Source organism: Chelatococcus sp. GCM10030263 (assembly GCF_042666455.1).
GTDB lineage: Bacteria > Pseudomonadota > Alphaproteobacteria > Rhizobiales > Beijerinckiaceae > Chelatococcus.
This window is the reverse complement of the sequence record NZ_JBHTDB010000008.1, coordinates 79,869-100,852: the sequence shown is the minus strand read 5'-3', so window position 1 is coordinate 100,852 and position 20,984 is coordinate 79,869. Positions and strand designations below refer to the sequence as shown.

The 20,984-nt window shown below is 64.4% G+C and carries 20 protein-coding genes; 18 read left to right on the top strand and 2 right to left on the bottom strand.

Translation table 11 applies throughout. The features are described from left to right. Positions 1 to 58 precede the first annotated feature (58 nt). The gene (locus tag ACFQU1_RS18010) at positions 59 to 649 is read left to right on the top strand and encodes a TetR/AcrR family transcriptional regulator (RefSeq protein ID WP_378135172.1); all 591 of its coding nucleotides are present in this window, start codon (positions 59 to 61) and stop codon (positions 647 to 649) included. Positions 650 to 691: 42 nt separating this feature from the next. On the opposite strand, the gene ACFQU1_RS18005 is transcribed toward ACFQU1_RS18010, so the two are convergent. Next, positions 692 to 1,600 carry a LysR substrate-binding domain-containing protein gene (locus tag ACFQU1_RS18005; protein WP_378135170.1) on the bottom strand — a complete coding sequence of 303 codons (909 nt, stop codon included), beginning with the start codon at positions 1,598 to 1,600 and terminating at the stop codon, positions 692 to 694. A 190-nt stretch (positions 1,601 to 1,790) separates the two neighbouring features. On the opposite strand from ACFQU1_RS18005, the gene ACFQU1_RS18000 reads away from it, so the two are divergent. The 5 genes from ACFQU1_RS18000 (at position 1,791) to ACFQU1_RS17980 (ending at position 7,071) form a co-directional block, all read left to right on the top strand. Continuing rightward, complete coding sequence (locus tag ACFQU1_RS18000; RefSeq protein WP_378135168.1) at positions 1,791 to 2,897, top strand: extracellular solute-binding protein; 1,107 nt, start codon at positions 1,791 to 1,793, stop codon at positions 2,895 to 2,897. Positions 2,898 to 3,081: 184 nt separating this feature from the next. Beyond that, positions 3,082 to 4,455, top strand: coding sequence for an acyclic terpene utilization AtuA family protein (locus ACFQU1_RS17995; protein ID WP_378135166.1), 1,374 nt, complete (start codon positions 3,082 to 3,084; stop codon positions 4,453 to 4,455). Positions 4,456 to 4,460: 5 nt separating this feature from the next. After that, positions 4,461 to 4,817 (top strand): DUF4387 domain-containing protein, encoded by a 357-nt coding sequence (locus ACFQU1_RS17990; protein ID WP_378135164.1) that lies wholly within the window; start codon positions 4,461 to 4,463, stop codon positions 4,815 to 4,817. Between the two features lie 108 nt (positions 4,818 to 4,925). Then, entirely contained in the window at positions 4,926 to 6,020 is a 1,095-nt protein-coding gene (locus ACFQU1_RS17985; RefSeq protein WP_378135162.1) for an amidohydrolase family protein, read from the top strand. Positions 6,021 to 6,102: 82 nt separating this feature from the next. Beyond that, positions 6,103 to 7,071, top strand: a complete 969-nt coding sequence (locus tag ACFQU1_RS17980) for a hypothetical protein (protein ID WP_378135160.1) — start codon at positions 6,103 to 6,105, stop codon at positions 7,069 to 7,071. A gap of 41 nt (positions 7,072 to 7,112) precedes the next feature. Here the strand turns inward: ACFQU1_RS17980 and ACFQU1_RS17975 are convergent, their stop codons facing one another. Then, a complete protein-coding gene (locus tag ACFQU1_RS17975; protein WP_378135158.1) occupies positions 7,113 to 8,345 on the bottom strand; it encodes an MFS transporter in 1,233 nt (410 codons plus the stop codon). A gap of 247 nt (positions 8,346 to 8,592) precedes the next feature. Here ACFQU1_RS17975 and ACFQU1_RS17970 point away from each other — a divergent pair, with 247 nt between their 5' ends. The 12 genes from ACFQU1_RS17970 to ACFQU1_RS17915 all read left to right on the top strand — a co-directional run bounded on the left by ACFQU1_RS17970 (position 8,593) and on the right by ACFQU1_RS17915 (position 20,972). Beyond that, complete coding sequence (locus ACFQU1_RS17970) at positions 8,593 to 9,792, top strand: NAD(P)/FAD-dependent oxidoreductase (RefSeq protein ID WP_378135156.1); 1,200 nt, start codon at positions 8,593 to 8,595, stop codon at positions 9,790 to 9,792. 78 nt (positions 9,793 to 9,870) lie between these two features. Further along, on the top strand, positions 9,871 to 10,944 hold the full coding sequence (locus tag ACFQU1_RS17965; RefSeq protein ID WP_378135154.1) for an amidohydrolase family protein: 1,074 nt from the start codon (positions 9,871 to 9,873) through the stop codon (positions 10,942 to 10,944). Then, positions 10,941 to 12,050 carry an amidohydrolase family protein gene (locus tag ACFQU1_RS17960; RefSeq protein WP_378135152.1) on the top strand — a complete coding sequence of 370 codons (1,110 nt, stop codon included), beginning with the start codon at positions 10,941 to 10,943 and terminating at the stop codon, positions 12,048 to 12,050. Before ACFQU1_RS17965 ends, ACFQU1_RS17960 begins: the two co-directional genes overlap by 4 nt. A gap of 35 nt (positions 12,051 to 12,085) precedes the next feature. Next, a complete protein-coding gene (locus tag ACFQU1_RS17955; RefSeq protein ID WP_378135150.1) occupies positions 12,086 to 12,499 on the top strand; it encodes a Rieske (2Fe-2S) protein in 414 nt (137 codons plus the stop codon). A gap of 33 nt (positions 12,500 to 12,532) precedes the next feature. Beyond that, positions 12,533 to 12,871 (top strand): non-heme iron oxygenase ferredoxin subunit, encoded by a 339-nt coding sequence (locus ACFQU1_RS17950; RefSeq protein WP_378135148.1) that lies wholly within the window; start codon positions 12,533 to 12,535, stop codon positions 12,869 to 12,871. 48 nt (positions 12,872 to 12,919) lie between these two features. Further along, positions 12,920 to 14,500, top strand: a complete 1,581-nt coding sequence (gene groEL / locus ACFQU1_RS17945; protein ID WP_378135146.1) for a chaperonin GroEL — start codon at positions 12,920 to 12,922, stop codon at positions 14,498 to 14,500. Positions 14,501 to 14,600: 100 nt separating this feature from the next. Further along, entirely contained in the window at positions 14,601 to 15,719 is a 1,119-nt protein-coding gene (locus ACFQU1_RS17940) for a LacI family DNA-binding transcriptional regulator (RefSeq protein ID WP_378135144.1), read from the top strand. Beyond that, entirely contained in the window at positions 15,716 to 16,582 is an 867-nt protein-coding gene (locus ACFQU1_RS17935; protein ID WP_378135142.1) for an oxaloacetate decarboxylase, read from the top strand. The genes ACFQU1_RS17940 and ACFQU1_RS17935 overlap by 4 nt, the downstream gene beginning before the upstream one ends. Positions 16,583 to 16,946: 364 nt before the next feature. Continuing rightward, complete coding sequence (locus ACFQU1_RS17930) at positions 16,947 to 18,053, top strand: extracellular solute-binding protein (protein WP_378135140.1); 1,107 nt, start codon at positions 16,947 to 16,949, stop codon at positions 18,051 to 18,053. An 82-nt stretch (positions 18,054 to 18,135) separates the two neighbouring features. Next, entirely contained in the window at positions 18,136 to 18,954 is an 819-nt protein-coding gene (locus ACFQU1_RS17925; protein WP_378135137.1) for an ABC transporter permease, read from the top strand. 18 nt (positions 18,955 to 18,972) lie between these two features. Continuing rightward, positions 18,973 to 19,791, top strand: coding sequence for an ABC transporter permease (locus ACFQU1_RS17920; protein ID WP_378135135.1), 819 nt, complete (start codon positions 18,973 to 18,975; stop codon positions 19,789 to 19,791). Beyond that, the gene (locus tag ACFQU1_RS17915; RefSeq protein WP_378135133.1) at positions 19,788 to 20,972 is read left to right on the top strand and encodes an ABC transporter ATP-binding protein; all 1,185 of its coding nucleotides are present in this window, start codon (positions 19,788 to 19,790) and stop codon (positions 20,970 to 20,972) included. The genes ACFQU1_RS17920 and ACFQU1_RS17915 overlap by 4 nt, the downstream gene beginning before the upstream one ends. Positions 20,973 to 20,984 lie beyond the last annotated feature (12 nt).

Below are 20,984 nucleotides of genomic sequence, written 5' to 3'. Positions count from 1 at the left end.
GACGAATGACGGATCGGCTCATATCTATAAAACTCAAGTTCTCAGAATGATTTGGTCCATGCTCGAACGCGCTTCCAGCGACACGCGCTGCCGCATCCTCTCCGCTGCCGAGCGCCTGTTCCGCGATATCGGCTATCGGAAGACGACTGTCGCCGACATTGCCAAGGCACTCGCCATGAGCCCGGCCAATGTCTATCGCTTCTTCTCCTCCAAGAAGGCGATCAACGAGGCCGTGGCGGAGCGCTGCGTGGCGGAGATCGACGCCGCCCTGGCGGCTATCGCCGCCGGCGAGGGATCGGCGACCCAGCGGATGCGCGACCTGCTCGCGACCATGCACAGCACCGTCGCGGAATACGGTGACGCGGACGCCAAAATCTACGAGATGGTCGAGGTGGCCATGGCCGAAAGTTGGGGGGTGGTCCGTGCGCATATCGAGCGCATGGATGGCATCCTGACGGAGCTCGTCCGCCAGGGCATCGCGGCTGGCGAGTTCACCGCGACCAGCCCGGAGGTGGCCGGCCCCTGTATCCGCGCCGCCATGATGCGCTTCTGCAATCCGATGGTCCTGCGGCAATGCGGGGAAATCCCGACTCCTACCCTCGACCAGCAGATCGATTTCGTCCTGGCCGCGATCGGCGCACGCCGATAACCGATGGGGCTGGCAGGGCTGTGCTGCGAACAATCCTGCGCGTCATGCTTGCTCCGCCTTGGCCCGGGCCGGGCCGTTAGCGATCTCGTCGAGGATCCAGCGGCGGAAACGGGCAAGGCGTAGTGGTTGCCGTGCCCGGTCGCGATAGACGAGGTGAAAGGCCCCCTCCGTTTCCGCGACCATGGGGAGCGGCGTGACGAGCCGGCCGGCAGCAAGATCATCCTCGATGAAGCCGCATCGGCCGAGGGCCACGCCGAGGCCTTCCATCGCCGCGCTATAGGCGGCGAGGCTGCTCTCGAAGCTGATCCTGTTGGTGATCGGCAGGCTCGGCACGCCGGCGTGGCGCAGCCAGTCGCCCCAATCATTCGGTCGGTAGAGGTTCTGCAGGAGCGTATGCCTGGCCAAGGCCGCCGGTGCATCGAGCGGCGGATGCGAGGCGAGGTAACGCGGGCTGCAGACGGGAATGAGACGCATGCCGATGAGCGCATGCGCCTTGAAGCCGGCCCAAGGCCCGCTTCCGAAACGGATGCCGATATCGGCCTCCGCCGGCATCGGCTCGCTCGACAGACCTGTGGTGATCACGACCTCCAGATTTGGATTGGCGGCCTGAAAGGATGCCAGTTTCGGGACGAGCCACTTCTGCATGAAGAACCTGGAGCTCCAGATGTGAAGCGGCTTGTCCGCCTCGTCCATCTGGATTTCGCGTGTCGATTCCTCGATGATCGCGAGCGCTCGTCGTACCGATGCGAGATAAGCTTCGCCCGCTGCCGTCAGCCGCACCGGTTTGCGCATGCGTTCGAACAAGTCGGTGCCGACGAAATCTTCGAGCAACGCGATCTGTTTGCTGACCGCACCGGGCGTGACATTCAACTCCTCGGCCGCGCGAAAAAAGCTGCCCAGGCGGCCCGCGACCTCGAAAGTTCTGACCGAGTTTAGCGGGGGAAGCTTCAAGGGCGTTTCTCTATGTTGAGAAATTCTCACTTCACAGGAGCACAATTCGTTTGACGGTTCAAGCGGCGGGGTCATCATCGAGAGATTGATGTCGGTGGGCGAGACCGGTTCTCGGACCGTTGCCGCTTGCAAGAACATCGGCGCCGATGAGGCGACCGCAGAACAACAAGAACACAACAGGAGGAACACCATGGCAAAGAGGCTCATCGGCAAAAAGCCGAAGCAGGCGTCCGACTTGATTACGCGCCGATCGCTTCTGCAAAGCGCCGGCGCAACAGCTGTAGCGCTGGCCGCTGGTCCGATCATCAGCACCGAGGGCAAGGCGCAGGCCTCGGCGGTCATTCGCTTCGCAGACGACGGCGGTTTCTATGGCGACGCGCGCGAGGAGGCCTTTCTCAAGCCGTTCTCCAAGGAAACGGGCGTCGAGGTCCGCCGCTATATCGGCCAGAAAGATCTCTCAAAGATGAAGGCGATGCAGGTCGCCGGAAATCTGGAATTCGATGTGGTCTGCGACCAGGGCGGCCCAGTGGAGGCGGCGGGGCTCGCCGGCTATCTGGTGCCCCTCGACAAGAGCAAGCTCGACCTCACCAACTACATGCAGCCGCAATGGGCGACCGAACACGCAATCGCCTTTCAATACTATCTGCTGGGCATGGGCTATCACGCCGAAGCCCACAAAGGAAAGCCGCTGCCCACCTCCTGGGCGGAATATTGGGACGTCAAAGCCTTTCCCGGCCGTCGCGCGATGCTGAGCCGTCCGAGCGACACGATGGAAGTAGCGCTTTTGGCCGATGGGGTCGCGCCCGCCAAGCTTTATCCGCTCGACGTGGACCGCGCCTATGCCTCGCTCGATAAATTGAAGTCTCATGTGCAGGTGTGGATGGACGACTCGGCCAAAAGCATCGAGCTTTTGCAGCGACAGGAGGTCGACTATGCCTTCACGTCGAGCGGACGCATCGAGGCTTCACTGGCGGCTGGTGTGCCGCTTGGCTTCCTCTACGAGTTCCCCTTCGCCGGCCCGCAGGACCTCGGCATCATGAAGGGCACGACCCAGGCCGACCACTGCACGACGCTGATTAACCGCTTCGTCAGCAATCCAGATTCCGGTGCGGCCTATTTCACCAAGGCAATCGGCTTCGGCCCGCTCGATCGGCCGACGCTCGACCGGCTTCCCGAGTCGTCGAAGGCAAAGCTGCCGAACCCTGACAATCCGAAGGTCGCCTGGGGCATGCCGAGCTGGTGGGGTCAGCATCTCGGCGAAGTCGCGCCCCGCCACAAGCTGTGGTTGTTGCAGTAGCGGGCAACCGCGACAGGAAAGCCGGCCCGAATATCTGGGCCGGATTGCAACCGGGCCGTCTTGCAAACGAGCCTTCTCGGCCGGCGACGACGCCGGGCCGGGCGCCTGTGCGCGGAACAACGGCTTACGACGTCGCAGACCTTTGGAAAACTTCTGAGACTATGCGTATCGAAGGACATGGATGGTGGATAGACAGGAAATCCGACTCCTCGCCGTCACCGGTTGCCTCGGCTACGGTTTCACCGAAGTCGCATTCAATCGCGGACTGGCCATGGGCCTCGACGTCATCGCGAGCGATGCGGGCTCCATGGACCCCGGCCCCTATTATCTCGGCGCCGGTGAGCCCTTCGTATCGCCGGAGGCGCTCGAGCGCGATCTACGTATCGTGCTGAAAGGCGCGCGGGCCCACAATGTACCGGTGATCATCGGCTCGGCCGGCGGTGGCGGAGGCAAGCCGCATGTGGCGCTGACCCGCTCCATCATCGAAAAGATCGCCGCTGCCGAAGGGCTGTCGTTCCGGCTCGCCGTCATCGACGCGGAACCACCGACCGATCTCATCCTGCAGCGCCTGCGCGCCGGCCGGACGGCGCCGCTCTGGCCGCTCAAGGAACTTGAGGAAGCCGCCGTCACGAGCAGCAGCCGGATCGTCGCCATGATGGGGGCGGAGCCCTTGCAGAAGGCGCTGGCCGACGGCGCCGACGTGGTGCTCGCGGGGCGTTGCAGCGACAGCGCGCTTTATGCGGCGTTTCCCCTGATGCGCGATTTCGACTCCGGGCTCGCCTGGCATCTCGGCAAGACCATGGAATGCGGCGCCGTCATCGTAAGACCGAAGACGGGGCAGGACTGCGTCATCGGTGTCCTGCGCCAGGATCATTTCGTCGTCGAACCGGCGCATCCCGACAAGCGCTGCACGCCCGACAGCGTGGCGGCGCACACACTCTATGAGAACCCCTCACCCTACGAGTTCATGGAACCGGCGGGGATGGTCGATACGCGCACATCGTCCTATGAGGCGGTGGACGACCGTGCCGTGCGGGTTTGGGGCACCCAATTCCGGCCAGCCGACCGGTATACGGTGAAGCTCGAAGGCGTCGCCCTCAGCGGTTATCGCGCCATCAGCCTCGGCGCGACCCGCGATCCCGTCCTGATCAGCCGCATCGATGCCTTCACCCAGCAGATCAAGGATCGGGTGAGCGCGGAGGCCGTCAATCTCGGCATTGCGAGCGACAGCTACACATTGACCATCCGACGCTACGGCCTCGATGCCGTGCTCGGTCCGCGAGAGATGGCAACCACCCCGCCGCATGAGATCGGACTGCTGCTGGACGTCGTTGCAAAGACGCCGGCCGAGGCATCGGCGGTTCTCGCGAAGGCGCGCTACATCGCCATGCATACCGAGTTCGAAGGCCGCATGTGCACCGCGGGCAATCTCGCCTTTCCTTTTGCTCCGTCGGACGTCGCGGTCGGCCCGGCCTATCGCTTTTCCGTGTGGCACACGATGGAGCTCGACGACCCGCTCGAAATCTTCCCGATCACGATGATCGACATCAGGAACTGATATTCATGGCGATGCTCAGCGCCTATGCGCATACGTTACGTTCGAAAAATGCCGGCGCCTTCGTGCTTACCATTGATGTGATGCTGAAGAGTGAGGCCGATTATCAGCGCGTCGTGCAGAGCCCGGAGATGAGCCCGGCGACGATTGCGGCGCTCTACAAGGTTCGGCCGGAAGATGTTTCGGTGATTGCCTATCCCCAGGTGCGCGCGATCAAGATCACCATGCCGCGCATTCACGGGTCCGGCGATCTCGGGGACAGCGATGTCTATGGCGCCCAGCAGCACGCGCCCTTGATGATGCTCGAACTCAGTGACAGCCCGAACGAATTGCCCGCATCCGCAGCGCGGGGCGCAGTGCCATAGAACGAGGGTGAGGGAGTGCGCTCCGGCAGGCAAAGAGCAATGACAATCAGCCGGCGCCTGCCGGGGCCACCACATACCGGGAGAGGGTAACGAACCATGAATGTCCAGATGCAGCCATCGACGACCGCGACGCGCACGAACGCGATCATCGACTGCGACATTCACCCGCTGCTGCGCAAGCCGGGCGACATCAAGACATACCTGGCCAAAGAGTGGCATGAGCATTTCGACGTCTACGGCAATGGGCTCAGGCAGCCGTTTTCGCAGGGCGACATCTATCCGAAGATCGCGCCCTATATCTCGCGGCGTGATGCCTTTCCGCCGGATGGATCACCCCCCGGTTCGGATCTCGCCTTCATGCAGCAGCAGATGCTGGACCCTTTCAATGTCGAATACGGCATCCTGCAGGTGCTCGCGCCGAGCGGCAGCAACCAGCGCAACGTGCTCTATGGTGCGGCCCTGTGCGAGGCCGTCAACGAATGGCAACTCGCCGAGTGGACCGGGCGCGACAAGCGCCTGAAGGGCTCGCTGGTGGTGGCGCAGGAGGATGCCGAGAGCGCCGTCGCCGAAATCCGCCGGCACGGGGGCAATCGCGACTTCGCCCAGGTGTCGGTGCCCTCGCGGTGCCTGGAGCCCTTGGGCCGCCGGCGCTACTGGCCGATCTATGCGGCGATCGTCGAAACCGGCATGCCGCTCGGCATCCACAGCAGCGGCCTTGCCGGCCATGCGCCGGTGCCGGGGGGCGGCTGGTGCTCCTACTACGCCGAACAGCATCATCTCCTGGCGCTCGGCATGCAGTCGCTCATCACCAGCATGGTGATGGAGGGCGTGTTCGAGGAATTCCCTGATCTGCGCGTGGTGCTGATCGAGGGGGGATTCACCTGGGTCCCGGCGCTCGCCTGGCGGCTCGACAGCTTGTGGCGTCGGCTCCGATCTGAGGTTCCGCAGGTCAGGCGCCCGCCGTCGGAGATTATCCGCGAGCATTTCTGGTTCAGCACCCAGCCGATGGAGGAGGTCGAGGATCCCGAGCATATGCGCAAGACCTTCGACTGGATCGGCTGGGATCGCCTCGTCTATTCGAGCGACTACCCGCACTGGGACTTCGACGACATGCGCTATGCTTTCCCGTTCAGCATGAGCCCGACTGAGCGGGCTAAGATCTTCAACGAGAACGCGCGCAGCCTCTATCGGCTCGATCGATGATGCGCATGGCAATGACAAGTCGCTGACCTGAGAGCCGCGGGACGGCGGCCGGCCAAAGGGGAGCGACGACGGGGAGGAAATGATGTCCGATATGCTCACCCATTTTGCATCCTTCGACGACTGCCGGCGGCTTGCCCTCCTGGACGCGACGATCGCGCCGGAGTTCCGCGCGGTCATCGAATATGGTCAGGATTTCGCGCGGCTCGGCACCTTGTCTTTCGGTGGCAAGACCTGGATGGAGCCGATATTGCGGAGCGCGCGCGAGCATTGGGCCGGGGTCGGCCGTTCGGGCAAATATGAGCGGAATCTCGCCTTCGTGCTCGGCGGGCTCATCCACCAGGCCTGCGACGGCGCGATGAAGCCGATCCTGTCCGCGGCGGTCGGCGCCGACTGGAACATCATGCAGGCGGTGATGCAGAAGACGCCCGATGCGATCAGCCGGCGGGACGAGCAGATCGCCCGCACGCAAGAGGTCTCGGCCTATTTCGACGCGGAAGTCTTTCGCGAAGTCTATCTGCAGGGTCAGGCCAATCCGTTCAATCAGTTCTTCATGGCCGAGGTGAGCGATGCGGGCCGGGGCTTCGAGGCCGTCATTCGGGCCATGTTCCAGCGCTCGCTTCTTTCGGCGCATACGCTGAAGCCCGACAGCGCCAATATGGAGGAATGGCTCGATAATCTCTTCGAGCGCGTCCAGCCCTATTATCTCGACGTGGATCTCTGGGTGAGCGTCTATCAGCGCCCGGATCCCGCGAAGATCGAGGCCTACGGCGTCCGCACCACGTTCTATAACGCGGACGATCCGTCCATCCGCCTGGCGCGGGCTCTGCAGACCGACCGGCCGATCGACATTTCGTTGCGCAAGACCGTCTATCAGGACGGCGTCAGCACCTGCGGCTATGGTGAAATCCTGCAGCTCGGCCTGCGTTACCTGCGCAATGCCTCGGCCTTCTGGCGGGGCGAAACCGAGACGCTGGTTGCGCCGAATTATGAAACGCCGCCGGAGGTCGCGGCGCGCCATGCGGCGCAAGCAACCGCCCAGCCGGGCGCATGAGGCCTGCCGTGCAGGACATCGGCTCTCGTGCAGTCGCCGTCCTACCGGTGTGGCGCGGGCTCTTCGGCTCCAACATGCTCGCCATCGCGCGGCAGCGTGGCAATGCGATCGGCGAGGCAATAAAACAGCACGTCATAGATGATCTTCAGTCCGGCGCCGATAATGAGCGGCCAGGCGAAATCGCTCATCTGCATCAGAAATCCGGCGAGAACCGGCCCGCAGGCGGCGGCGAGCAGGAAGGGCACGGTGGCGAAGGCCGCGGCCGCTGCGCGCTCGTCCGGCGTGACGATCGCCATGAGATAGCTCGCGCGGGCCGGCACATCCATCTGGGTCGTCATGCTGCGCAGCACGAGGCAGAGGGCGGCGATCTCGAGACTCGGCGCCAAAGCGGCCGCGACGATGAAGACATTGGCCAGAGCCTGCGTCGAGACGATGGTGCGCACCAGGCCGAAGCGGTGGGCGACATAAGGCGCGACGAGCAGCGAAATTGCCGAGCAGACCGCATTCGCGAAGAAAATCGTGCCGGCGGTTCCGGCCGAGGCGCCAAAGCGCTGGCTGAGCCAGAGCACCAGCACGGAATTGAGCAGAAACCCGCCGCCGAGCGCATCGAGGGTCAGAAGCGAGGTGAGCCAGCCGACGCGCCGCCGCGAGGCTCGGAGCGGACGGGCCTTTTGCAGTCCGCTGTCCGGCAAGTCCCGGTCGAGCCGCAGATAAATGAGGAGCGAAGCGAGCCCGAGTGCCGCATAGCCGAGGAACATGACGCGCGCCACCGTTGTCCGCTCGGCCACGGGGGCGAGCCAGTCGGGCAGGCCGGCGAGATAGGCGCCGACACCGGCCACGATGAGACCAAGGAAGGAATAATAGGCGAAGGCGGCCGTCTGCCCGGACTGCTGGACGACGCGCGCGATGAAGGTCTGTTCCAGCGGGCGGAAAACGTTGTTGTCGCCGCCGGACGGATTGATGGTGCCGATGAGGGCCGCAATCATCAGCGCCCCGAAGCTTTGGAACAGGGCAAAATTGACGCCGGTCAGAACGATGAGCCCACTCGTGACGACCAGGCTCGTTCGGAGCGATATGGCATGGCCGGCGGTGCCGAGCAGCAGCAACATCAGTGCGGCCCCGAGCAGCATGACCGAACTGATGGCACCGACCTCGCCCGGGCCGAAGCCGAGTTCCAGCAGGTAGACGGGCACCAGCACCGCCGCGCAGCCATCGCCCATGCCGCGCAGCGACCGGGCAAGGAAAATGCGCCGGATTTCCGGAGAAAGCTTCATCGTTCAGAGCACCGGGCTGCGCCCGATGCCGGGACTGCGGCCGGCGACGCGCGCGTCTCTGCCGGTAAGATCGATAGGCATGGCGGCTCCAAGAGGAGGACCGGCGATCGCTATGACCATATCGCGATACGCGCAGGATTGGGTGCGGCGAGCGTTGACAAGCGCTCAGGCGGTAGCATAGCCTGCACAAACGATTGTGCACAACAGAACAATGCAGTCGTGCGGGACGGAAATGCTTGATCGATACGTGATCATAGGCGCCGGACAGGCAGGCAGCTGCGCCGCCTTCGCCATGCGGCGCGCCGGCTTTCAAGGACGCATTCTGCTCATCGGCGCCGAGCGCGAACGCCCCTATGAGCGACCGCCGCTGAGCAAGGACGTTCTCACGGCACCCGAGCCCGCCTGCCCTTTTCTGTCTGCCGCGGAACGCTACGGCGACGAGGGCATCGATCTCCTCTTAGGGGCTGTCGTCGAGGCGATCGACCCGGCCGCGCAGCGGCTCCAAGTCGCCGGCCGGGAGGCGATCGCCTATGACAAATTGCTGCTCGCCACCGGCGGCCGCGCGCGTCGGCTGCCCATTCCGGGTGGCGATCAGGTGCTTTACCTGCGCGATTATGCCGATGCGCGCAGGATCCGCGCCGCCTTGGAGCGCGCTGCGCGGGTGGTCTGCATCGGCGCCGGCGTCATCGGGCTGGAGATCGCATCGAGTGCGCGGACTCTCGCCCGCGATGTGGTGGTCATCGAAGCGGGCCCCACCGCCATGGGACGGTGCCTTACACCGTCGGAAGCGCAATACATGGAGGATCTGCACCGGACTGCGGGGGTCGATCTTCGCCTTTCCGTCGGCGTTGCCGCGATCGAGGCCGCCGCCGATGGGACGAAGCGCGTGATCCTCGCGGACGGCAGCGTCGAGATGGCCGACTGCGTCGTCGCCGGGGTCGGCATGGAGCGGAACACGGCGCTCGCCGCGACGGCCGGATTGCAGGTCGAGGGCGGCATCGTGGTCGATGCGCGTGGGCGGACGAGCCTGCCGCAAGTCTATGCCGCCGGCGACGTGGCCGCCTTCTGGCATCCCCTGTTCGGGCGGCGCATGCAGCTTGAGTCCTGGCACCATGCCCAGGACCACGGCGGGCTGGTCGGCCGTGTGATGGCCGGAGCGGAGGAGGCTTACGAGGCCATCCCACGCTTCTGGACAGACCAGCACGGGGTCAATCTGCAGGTGGCGGGTCTGCCCGGCGAGGCGACTGATACGGTGCTGCGTGGCGAGCGCGACGGCAAGAGCTACACGGCTTTCCATCTCGACGCCGATGGCATCGTCGTCGCGGTGACCGCCGCCAATAATGGCCGCGACATGCGCCCGGGCATCGACATGATCCGTCATCGCCGGCGGCCTGATCGCGACTTGCTGGCGGATGCGGGCGTGCCGCTCAGGAAGCTGGCGGCATGACAGCCGGATCGATCCCGCTCCCCACCCATGCCTGTGCCTTGAACAAACGATTGCGCGAGCGCAACTGAGGAAACGCCGATGACACTTTCAACGCAAGGCGCGATCGATTGCGACGTTCATATCGTCGTGCCCGACAACAAGGTGCTGCTGCCCTATCTCGACGATTACTGGCGCGAGCAGGTGACTTCGCGCGGCATCGAGGCGCTCGACCTTGCCACTTATCCCGCGAAGAACCCGCTGACCGGCCGCGCCGACTGGCGCCCGAGCGGGGGCGGCAAGGCGGGCACGAGCCTCGATCTGCTGCGCAGCCATGCCCTCGACGGCTTCGGGGCGCGCTTCGCCATCGGCAATGTCGTCTATGGCGGGCAGGCCGTCTTCAATGTGGATTTTGGCGCCGCCATCTGCGGCGCCGTCAACCAGTGGGTCGCGAAGGAGTGGCTCGACCAGGAGCCGCGGCTCCGGGCCTCGATCGTCGTGCCGATGCAGGATGCCGAACTCGCCGTGGCGGAGATCGAACGCTGCGCCGGCGATCCACGCTTCGTGCAGGTTCTCATGCTGGCCACCGGCGATGTACCGCTGGGGCGGCGGCAGCATTGGCCGATCTACCGGGCAGCGGAGAAGCACGGGCTGCCCGTTGCCATCCACGCCGGTGCAGCGCATCGCTTTGCGCCGAGCTATGTCGGCTGGCCGTCCTTCTATATCGAAGACTATGCGGTGCAGTCCCAGGCCATTCAGGGACAGTTGCTCAGCCTGATCTACGAGGGCGTCTTCGATAAATTCCCGAAACTTCGGGTGGTGCTGCTCGAGTCCGGCGTCGCCTGGCTGCCGAGCTTCCTCTGGCGCGCCGACAATACCTGGCGGGCGCTGCGCATGGAGGTGCCGTGGGTGACGCGTGCGCCGAGCGAGATCGTCCGCGAACACGTCCGTCTGACGGCGCAGCCCTTCGACGGTCCGAGCGAGGCCGACGACATGAAGGCGCTGCTCGACCAGTTCCCAGCCGACGAACTCCTCCTCTTCGCCTCCGATTACCCCCATTGGCAGTTCGACGGCGAGGCCGTGCTGCCGGCACATATGCCGGACGACATCGCCCGGCGAATGATGGTCGACAATCCGCTTCAGACCTATCCACGCCTCCTGGAGACCGTGCAATGAACATCCAGGCTACACCGACTGGAATCAAACAGGCCGGAACGCGCCCGCAGGTGATCGATTGCGACATCCATCCGCTGATGCGCAAGCCGAGCGACATCAAGGCCCATCTGTCGCAGCGCTGGCAGCAGCATTTCGACGAGTATGGCAATCACTATCGCCAGCCCTTCGCCGGCAGCGACATCTATCCCAAGATCTCGCCCTATATCTCGCGTCGGGATGCCTATCCGCCGGCGGGGGGCCCGCCCGGCTCGGACCTCGCCTTCATGCGCGAGCAGCACCTCGATCCGCACGGGGTCGAGCTGGGGGTCCTGCAGGTGCTCGCGCCGACCGGTGCCAACCAGCGCAATGTGGACTATGGCGCGGCACTCTGCAGCGGGCTCAACGACTGGCAGATCGCCGCGTGGACGAGCGCCGAGCCGCGGCTCAAAGCCTCCATTCTGGTCACGCAGGAATATGCGGAGGCGGCCGTCGCCGAAATCGAGCGGCGCGCCGGCAATCCAGACTTCGTGCAGGTCTCCGTCTCGCAACGGTCGCTCGAGCCGCTCGGCCGGCGCCGCTACTGGCCGATCTATGCGGCGGCCGAGGAAGCGGGCCTTGCCATTGGCATCCACAGCGGCGGCAACAACGGCCACCCGCCCGTGCCGGGTGGCGGCTGGTGCTCCTATTATGTCGAGCAGCATCACCTGATCTCGCTCGGCATGCAGGCCCTGGTGACGAGCTTCGTCATGGAAGGCGTATTCGAGAAATTCCCGAAGCTTCGGATCATTCTGATCGAGGGCGGCTTTTCCTGGCTGCCGGCGCTGACGTGGCGTCTCGACAAGCTGTGGGCGAAGCTGCGCAGCGAGGTGCCGCAGGTTAAGCGTCCGCCGTCCGAATATATTCGCGAGCATTGCTGGTTCAGCACGCAGCCGATGGAGGAAGTCGATAATCCCGCAGAGATGCGCCGCATCTTCGATTGGATCGGCTGGGATCGGCTCGTCTACTCCAGTGACTATCCACATTGGGATTATGACGATCCGCGCCACGCCTTTCCATTCAAGTTGGACGAGCGCGAAAGAAAACTGATCTTCGAGGACAACGCGCGCGCCGCTTTCGCGCTGCATTGAGCGCTCCCGGCTATTGTGCGGCAGAGGGGATAGGGATGAAAAGCTACGCTGTCGCCCAGGCGGACGAAATACCGCCCGGATCTCGCAAGCTCGTCGAGGTCGGTGGCCGGCCGATCGTCATCTTCAATGTGAACGGCGAATATTTCGCGCTGCTCAACCGCTGCCCGCATCAGGGGGCTTCACTGTGCCACGGACATCTCACGGGCTTTGCCTCCTCGACGGGGCCTGGCCAATATGCCCTGGAGCGGGCCGGCGAGGTGATCCGCTGCCCTTGGCACGGCTGGGAATTCGACGTGAAGACCGGCCAGTCCTATTTCGATCCCCTGCATACGAAGGTTCGCCGCTATGAAGCCGGGGTTGCCAGCGGCAAGGAGATCGTCGAGGGGCCGTATAAGGCCGAGACCTTCGAGGTCTCGGTCGAGCGCAATTATGTGGTCGTACAGGTCTGAGCTTTGCGCACCGTATACCGGGAGGGAGATTTATTGACACAGGACGCGCTCAATACCCGCTGGGTCGAAGTCGCATCGGTGGACGATGTCCCGGAGGGCGAAGTCATCGGCGTGACGGTCGAGGGGCATGAGATCGCCCTCTACCACCTGCCGGACGGCTCATTCCATGCGACGGCGAATATCTGCACGCATGGTCAAGCGCTCTTGTCCGAAGGGTGGCTCGCCGATGACTGCATGATCGAATGCCCGCTCCATGCCGGCTGCTTCGATATACGGACCGGCAAAGGCATGGGCCCGCCGATCGAGGAAGACCTTCAGACCTACCGCCTGCGCCGCGAGGGCGACGCGCTCCTGGTCGAAATTCCGGACTGACATGGGCTCTTCAGCATCGAGGCGCCGCACCATGGGACCGCTCACCGCATGATGGCCAAGCGCGTGACATACGGCCAGGAGGCTCGGCTGCGCATGTTGGGCGGGATCACGCTTGCGAGCCGCGCTGCCGCGACGACCTTCGGACCGCGGGGCCGCTATGTCATCGTCGACCGGCATTACGGCCCGCCGCTGCTGCGTGACGGCGTCGGCGCGGTGCGCGCCATCGAGCTCGCCGACCCGATCGCCGACATGGGCGTCGGTCTTGTCCGCCAAGTCGCCGTGCAGACATCCGATCTCGCGGGCGACGGCACCACCTCGGCCGTGCTCCTCTTCCACGCGCTTGCGGCTCACGGGATCCGCGCTGCGGCCGGCGGGATCGACCCGGTCGAGATCTGCGCCGGCATAAGTGCTGCCGCAAAGGCTGCACTCGGCCGGCTTGCCGACCTCGCCCAGCCCGTGGCGGGTGGCGATCACCTGGAGCAGCTCGCAACGGTCGCGGCCAATGGCGACGCGGAGATCGGCCGGCTGGTGCGCCGGGGGCTGGAGGCCGCCGGCGATCAGGGGCTTCTCACCATTCGTGCGGGTCGCGCACGGGAGACGCTGGTCAGCGAGAGCCGCGGCTATCAGCTGGAATCCCGCTCGCATTCCGAAGCCCTCGCCGTCGACATCACCAATGGACTGCGCGAGTTGGAGGACGTGCTCGTGCTTGTGGTGGACGGGCCCATCAGCTCCTTCGATGCGCTGACACCGCTCGCGGAAGAGATCCTGCCGCTCGATCAGCCGCTGCTGATCATCGCGGATACGATCGCGCCGGATGCGCTGGCCGGGCTGATCGAGAACAAGCGTGGCGATATTCTCGACGTCGCCGCCATCCGATCCACGCTCTCCGGCGAGCGCCGGAGCGAGTTACTGCGCGACATCGCGGTCTTCACCGGCGCCGAGCTCGTCGAGACGGCCCGCGGCGTTTCCCTGGAGAGCATAACCGCGGCTGACCTCGGACGGCTGGAGCGGGCGGTCTTCAAGGCGGAGGAGACGCTGCTCGTCGGCGGCGGGGGCGAGACGGCGGGCATCGAGGAGCGGCGGCTGGCACTGCAGGCGGAACGCGAAAGAACCCAGTCCGATTACGAGCGCGATGCGCTCGGCAAGCGTCTCGCCTATCTCGGTGGTCGCCTCGTGACCATCGAGGTGGGGGGAGGCACGGAGGTCGAAGCCAAGGAACGCCGCGATCGCATCGACATTGCCGCGAAAGCCGCCAAGTCGGCGCTGCGGCACGGCTTCGTTGCAGGCGGCGGTCTGGCCTATGTGGCGGCGGCGGACGCCCTGCGCAGCCTGCGCCGAGGCAGCCTCGGAGAGCGCGTCGGCATCGATGTGATGCATCGGGCGCTGCAGGCGCCGGCACGCCAGATCTTCGCCAATGCCGGCATCGATTTCGCAGCGGTCGTCGGCCGCATCGACGGGCACTATCCGGCCGGCATCGATGTGAGCACGGGCGAGCGTTGCGACCTTGTGGCAAGAGGCATTATCGATTCAGCCGGCGTGCTGGCCACGGGTTTGACGGTGGCCGCGGCTTTGGCGCAGCTTCTGCTGCGCTCGGAGGCGGCGGTGTCCTCCGTTCGCCCGGTATCATGAGCGGCACGAGATCAACGGGACGACCGATGCCGAATTGTCCGCGCTCAGGAAAGACCGGCAAGCGGCCACCCAGCGGGCCGTTCACGAGGGTTTTTGCGCGATGAAGGCCGGACGGAACGGCAGCACGGTCCAACGCGCGCCGCGCCGCGCCGTCGCCTTGGCGGATGTCGCCGCCAAGGCGGGGGTCGATGCATCCACCGCCTCGCGCATCCTCAATCACGACGCCGGCTACAGGGTGAGCGCAGCCACGCGCGAGCGCGTGCTCGCGACCGCTGCCGAGCTCGGCTACTCCCCCAATCCGATGGCACGCGGCCTGCGCACGGCGCGAACGCGCAGCATCGGCATCGTCGTCCCGCAGATCGAAAATCCGCTTTATGCGGAGATCATCGCAGGCGCGGCGCGGGCGGTGCGTGCCCATGACTACACGTTGCTCGTCGCTTATCAGGAAGACTGGGCCGGCGGCGGCTCGGTCTACGAGAAGGTCGCGCAGGTCAATCGGGTCGATGGCTTGATCGCCGCGCCCCTCGATGCCGGGCCGGAGCTGATGGCGGCCTTCGAGCGCATAGACGTGCCTTATGTGGTGGTGCATCGCAGGATTCGCGGCATCGAGCGCTGCATCATCATGGATTCCTATGCGGCCGCGAAGCTCGCGGTACATCATCTCATCGAGCAGGGGCACCGCCGGATCGCCTATGTCGCCCGCCGCTCGGTCTATTACAACGATACGCGGCGGCTCGCCGGCTACAAGGCCGCGCTACGCGAAGCGGGCATCGGTATCGACGAGCGCCTGATCATCCATTCCGCCCATACGCGCGAAGGCGGCATTAACGGGGTCGAGGCGCTGTTGCAGTCCGGCGTGGTGGCAACGGCCATCTTCACCGTCACGCCCTTTGCGGCCTCCGGCATCATGGCCATTCTCGCCGAGAAAGGCTTGCGTGTTCCCGGCGACGTCTCGGTGCTTGCGCTCTATGACCACGGCTTTGCCGAAGCGCTGCAGCCACCCGTGACCACGGTGGGAATGCCTTTGCAGGACATGGGCGCGGCCGCCGTCGACGTGCTGATCGCCATGCTTCAGGGCCGTGCACCGCCGCCGGTGCGTCCTTTACTGCCGAGGGAGCTCAATTTACGCAAATCGACAGGCCCCGTGCCGCTGAGGGCCGGAGGCGCTGAACCGGGCGCCGGTTGGCCCGTGAAACGAACGAGGATAGCTGCAAGATGAGTGCGACCGAGCGGCGCGAGCGGTTCCGCGCTATTCTGGCGGGCAAGACCTGTATCTATCCGGGCTCGGTCTATGATCCGATGTCGGCGCGCATCGCCGAGGATCTCGGCTTCGAGGCCGGAATGTTCGCCGGCTCCACCGCCTCCCTGACCGTGCTCGGGGCCCCCGATATCATTCTGCTCACCCTGTCGGAATTCGCCGATCAGGCCCGCCGCATCTGCCGGGCCGGCGATCTGCCGCTCCTCGTCGATGCCGACCACGGCTATGGCAATGCGCTCAACGTCATGCGGACGGTCGAGGAGCTCGAACATGCCGGCATCGCGGCGCTCACCATCGAAGATACGCAACTGCCGCTGCCTTTCGCGCAGACCGCAAAGCCCAGCATGATCTCGATCGAGGAAGGCGTCGGCAAGATGCGTGCAGCGATCGAGGCGCGCCGGGACAAGTCGATGGTCATCGCCGGGCGCACCAGCGCTGCCGCCATCGCCGGCATCGACGAGGCCATCGCCCGCTGCCGCGCCTATGAACAGGCTGGCGTCGACGCGGTCTTTGCAACCGGCATCACCCGGCGCGAAGACTTGGAGGCCTTGTGCGCGGCAGTGCGCATCCCCGTGATGCTCGGCGCCGTGGCTAAGGCCATCGACGACCGCGCTTACTTGAGTCGAACGGGCGTCCGGATCGCTTTGCAGGGCCATTTGCCGATCATGGCGGCCGTCAGGGCAACCTACGAAACGCTGAAGGCGCTGAGAGAAGGAGCCCCGCCCGCAACCATCGAGGGCGTCGCGCCGGAGGCGCTGATGAAGAAAGTCACGCGCGACGATCGCTACCGGCAATGGACCCACGAATTTCTTGGCGGAGCATAATTTCGTGATTCAGCGGCATTTCACGAGCGCGAGGTTCTGATGCAGGAATAGGTGGCCCCCGCTATCCAACAGGCGTTTGTTGCTCAAGCACGTGTCCGGCACGGTGCGGCTCTCTACTATTGCGCTCCGGTGCGGACGTTGCGTATTCCAATGAATTATCCGCACGATTACGCTGGAGTGATTTTGTATATGCGGTCTTTGCGGATCTGAACAGGTGTGACGCTTTAAAAAAAGCTTCGCTTTTAGTCTGATATCGTTTAAAACTATTCTCAAGAATGGTTGGCCTGCTGTGCGTCTCAGGGCAGCGGTTGGGCCCGCGAACAAGAATGGCCATAGGCCGTCGAAACAATAGAGGGAGGAGAGCGTGGCAAAGCTGCTGCAGCACGGCCAAGGTCCGAAGACGCTTAAGAAGATCGACCGCCGCTCATTGCTGAAAAGCGCAGCCGGCGCGGGCATCGCCCTGGCGGCAGGGCCGCTGCTCACCACGGTCGGCAGGGCGCAGGCGTCGGCGACGATCCGCTATGCGGATGACGGCGGCTACAACTACGACCGCCGTTTCGAGACCTATCTCAAGCCCTTCATGGAGAAGACCGGCGTCGAGATCCAGCATTATGTCGGCGACAAGAGCCTCGCCAAGATGAAGGCCATGACTCAGGTCGGCAATCTCGAATTCGACATGGGCAACGAACTCGGCACCGTGTCGGCGGCAGCCGATAAAGCGGGCTATCTCGCGCCGCTCGACAAATCGCGTCTCGACATGTCGCGGCACATGTTCCCGGAATGGGTCTTCAACGGCTCGATCGCCTGGCAATATTATACGGGTGGAATCGGTTACAATCAAAAGGCGCTGCAGGGCAAGCCGCTGCCGAAGACTTGGGCGGAATACTTTGACTTCAAGGCATTTCCCGGCCGGCGTGGGATGCTGTCCCGCCCGCAGGAGACGCTGGAACAGGCCTTGATGGCCGATGGCGTCAAGCCTTCTGAACTCTATCCCCTCGATCTCGACCGCGCCTATAAATCGCTCGATCGCGTCAAGAACGACGTGAAGATCTGGATCGACGACACGGGCAAGACGATCGAACTGCTGCAGACGAACGAGATCGACTATACCTATACGACGAGCGCCCGCGTCGTAGCCGCCGCCAAGGCCGGTGTGCCGCTCGGCATGCTTTCGGAGATGCCGCTCAATCCGCCGCAGAACGTCCATATCATGAAGGGCGGCAAGAATTACGACGCCTGCATGGAACTGGCGAAGTGGTTCACGGAGAACACGGAGGCCGGCATCCGGTATTTCACGGTGCAGATCGGCTATGGGCCGACCGACAAGCCGACGCTCGAAGGGCTGCCGCAAAATATCAGGGCGCAACTTCCCTCACGCGACAATCCGCAAGCCGTATGGCTCAATGTGGACTGGTGGAGCCAAAATCTTGAGCCGGTGACGCGGCGGCATAAGCTCTGGCTTCTGACCTGATCAGCTGATTACGCGATCTTTCTGAGCCGCAGGTTCAGCTCGCTTTCGTGCGTTCGACGACAATACAGGTTGTGAACCGCCGATGCCGTTTCTTCTTCCGCTCTTGATCTTCATGTGTGCCGTCTTCGTTGTGCCGATGGGCTTTGTCATCGGCACCGCCTTCATTCAAGAGGGCACATATCAGTTCACGCTGCAGTTCTTTGAGCGGTTCTTCAGCAACGAGCTCTATCTTCGGGTGCTTTACACGACGCTCGAAATCTCCTTCATCTCGACGGCGGTGACGCTCCTGCTCGGCTATCCGCTGGCCTATTACCTGGCTGCGCAGCCGGCACGCAAACGCATCTATCTTTCGATGCTCCTACTGCTGCCCTTCTATACGAGCATTCTCGTCAAGAGCTTCGCCTTCTCGGTCATCCTCGGCCATCAGGGGATGGTCAATCTCTTCATCCGGCTCATCTTCGGCGAAGACGCGGGCCTGGAGCTGCTGCACAACCGGATCGGCGTGGTGATCGGCATCACGCATGACATGCTGCCCTTTCTCGTCTTCCCCATTCTGGTCAGTCTGCTGGCGCAGGATCCGGCGCTGCATCGCGCCGCCGAAATCATGGGCGCGGGTCGCCTCAGGATCTTCTGGAAGGTCACCTTTCCACTGAGCCTGCCCGGCCTCTTGGCCGGGGTCTTCCTCGTCGTCATCCGGGCGATGGGGCAATATGCCGTTCCAGCCCTGCTCGGCGGGCGTCAGGATATGATGATGGCCAATCTCGTCGGCTTCCACATCAGCCAGGTGCTCGACTGGAACATGGCGGCGGCGATCTCGCTCGTTCTGCTCGCGGTCTGCGCCGTCTTCCTCGTCGCGCTCGGGCGTGTGCGCGGCGGCGATCTTCTTGGAACACGGAGCTGATCGACGATGGCAGGTCCCATGACTGCATCAGCCGGCACCTTCGGCGGCCGGCCGTCCCTCGGCACCGCGGCCGCTGCCTGGTTCGTGCTGCTCTTTCTGGTCGCGCCGAGCCTGGTGGTGATCCCGATGTCCTTCGCCAGCGAGGACATTCTCGTCTTTCCGCCGCGCCGCTATTCCTTCTATCTCTATGAGAAGTTTTTCTTCACCTCGGACTGGGTTGCAACGAGCCTGCTCAGCGCCCGCATCGCCATCGTCGCCACGATTCTCGCGCTGGTGCTCGGATCGGCGGCCGCCTACGGGCTGGTACGCGGCACCTTTCCCGGCCGGCAGGTGGTGACCCTCTTCCTGCTCAGTCCCATGTTCGTCCCGCTCGTCGTGGTGGCGCTCGCCTTCTACATCTATTTCGCCACGCTGCGGCTGCAGGGCACGGAGCTCGCCTTCATTCTCGCGCATACCGCCTATGTCACGCCCTATGTCATCGTTGTGCTGATGGCGGCATTGCGCAACGTGGATCCCAATCTGGAACAGGCCGCGCGCACGATGGGAGCCGGCCGGTTCTACACCTTCCGTCGCGTCACGCTGCCGCTCATTAAGCCCGGACTGATCTCGGCCGGCCTCTTCGGCTTTCTTCTGTCCTTCGACGAACTCGTCATCGGGCTGTTTCTGGCCGATTTCGATACCAAGACCCTGCCGGTCAAGATGTGGGAAAACATCATCTTTGAAGTATCGCCGGTCCTCGCCGCGGTCTCGACGCTGCTTACGGCGCTCGCCTTCGGGCTGTCGCTCTTCGTCGTCGCCGCGCAGACCCGCACGCAGAATGGATCGAAGCCCTCATGAGCCTATCATCACGAGCTGAGCAAGCCATCAGGCCCGCCGGCGCAGGGGGCCAAATCGCCGAGAGCGGTACGGCGCGCGCCTGCAAGGTTCGCCTGAGCGGGGTGGGCAAGCGCTATGGTGCGGTCACCGCCCTCCATTCGACGGATCTCGAGGTGCGCGAGGGTGAGTTCGTCACCTTGCTGGGGCCGAGCGGCTCCGGCAAAACGACGATGCTCAATCTCATCGCCGGCATGACGGCGCCGACCTCGGGCCGCGTCTCGATCGACGGCAGGGACGTGACGGACGTGCCGGCCAACAAGCGCGAACTCGGCATGGTCTTCCAGCACTATGCGCTGATGCCGCATATGACCATTTTCGAGAATGTCGCCTTTCCGCTCAGGGTGCGGCGGCGATCGCGGGCGGAGATCGATGCGGAAGTCGCCAAGGCCTTGCGGCTCGTGCGCCTGCCGGATCTTGGCGCACGCAAGCCGCGCGAGCTGTCCGGCGGTCAGCAGCAGCGTATCGCGATCGCCCGCTGCCTCGTCTATAGCCCCTCCATCATCCTCATGGACGAGCCTCTGGGGGCGCTGGACAAGAAGCTCCGGGAAGAGCTGCAGCTCGAACTGAAGCGGCTGCACCGCGAGCTCGGAATAACCGTCCTCTATGTCACGCACGACCAGGAGGAGGCGCTGACCATGTCGGACCGCATCGTCCTGATGAACGGTGCGCGCATCGAGCAGATGGGCCCGCCGGAAGAGCTCTACTTCCGGCCCCGCTCCCTGTTCGCCGCGACCTTCCTGGGCGATTCCAACATCCTTGACGGCACGGTGAAATCGACCGGCACCGTGGTCGAGGTGGAAACAGCCTATGGCACCTTCCGCAGCTCGGAGATCGAGCCTGGGACGGCGGGCGTCGGCGATGCCGTGCAGATCCTGATCCGGCCGGAGAATTTCCACACCCAGCCCGCCAGCGCCGAACGTAACGACAACCGGGTGACCGGGCAGATGGTCAACAGCATCGCCTATGGTGGTGTGACGAAGACTTTCGTACGTCTATCGGACGACAAGGTGCTGGTGGTTCAAGAACTCACCAAGGCGGGGCGCATGACCGTGGAGCCGGGCACGCCGGCGACGCTCAGCTGGAATGCCGGCGACGGCCGGATCCTGCCCCCGGCCAAGCCGGCCGTATCGGCGGCGGGATGATCGAGGACAAGG

Bases quoted from the DNA above. Each gene is read 5' to 3' on its own strand.
- ACFQU1_RS18010 (WP_378135172.1), top strand. From the start codon at position 59: ATGCTCGAACGCGCTTCCAGCGACACGCGCTGCCGCATCCTCTCCGCT.
- ACFQU1_RS18000 (WP_378135168.1), top strand. From the start codon at position 1,791: ATGGCAAAGAGGCTCATCGGCAAAAAGCCGAAGCAGGCGTCCGACTTG.
- ACFQU1_RS17990 (WP_378135164.1), top strand. From the start codon at position 4,461: ATGGCGATGCTCAGCGCCTATGCGCATACGTTACGTTCGAAAAATGCC.
- ACFQU1_RS17985 (WP_378135162.1), top strand. From the start codon at position 4,926: ATGCAGCCATCGACGACCGCGACGCGCACGAACGCGATCATCGACTGC.
- ACFQU1_RS17980 (WP_378135160.1), top strand. From the start codon at position 6,103: ATGTCCGATATGCTCACCCATTTTGCATCCTTCGACGACTGCCGGCGG.
- ACFQU1_RS17975 (WP_378135158.1), bottom strand. From the start codon at position 8,345: ATGAAGCTTTCTCCGGAAATCCGGCGCATTTTCCTTGCCCGGTCGCTG.
- ACFQU1_RS17965 (WP_378135154.1), top strand. From the start codon at position 9,871: ATGACACTTTCAACGCAAGGCGCGATCGATTGCGACGTTCATATCGTC.
- ACFQU1_RS17960 (WP_378135152.1), top strand. From the start codon at position 10,941: ATGAACATCCAGGCTACACCGACTGGAATCAAACAGGCCGGAACGCGC.
- ACFQU1_RS17955 (WP_378135150.1), top strand. From the start codon at position 12,086: ATGAAAAGCTACGCTGTCGCCCAGGCGGACGAAATACCGCCCGGATCT.
- groEL (WP_378135146.1), top strand. From the start codon at position 12,920: ATGATGGCCAAGCGCGTGACATACGGCCAGGAGGCTCGGCTGCGCATG.
- ACFQU1_RS17940 (WP_378135144.1), top strand. From the start codon at position 14,601: ATGAAGGCCGGACGGAACGGCAGCACGGTCCAACGCGCGCCGCGCCGC.
- ACFQU1_RS17935 (WP_378135142.1), top strand. From the start codon at position 15,716: ATGAGTGCGACCGAGCGGCGCGAGCGGTTCCGCGCTATTCTGGCGGGC.
- ACFQU1_RS17925 (WP_378135137.1), top strand. From the start codon at position 18,136: ATGCCGTTTCTTCTTCCGCTCTTGATCTTCATGTGTGCCGTCTTCGTT.
- ACFQU1_RS17920 (WP_378135135.1), top strand. From the start codon at position 18,973: ATGACTGCATCAGCCGGCACCTTCGGCGGCCGGCCGTCCCTCGGCACC.
- ACFQU1_RS17915 (WP_378135133.1), top strand. From the start codon at position 19,788: ATGAGCCTATCATCACGAGCTGAGCAAGCCATCAGGCCCGCCGGCGCA.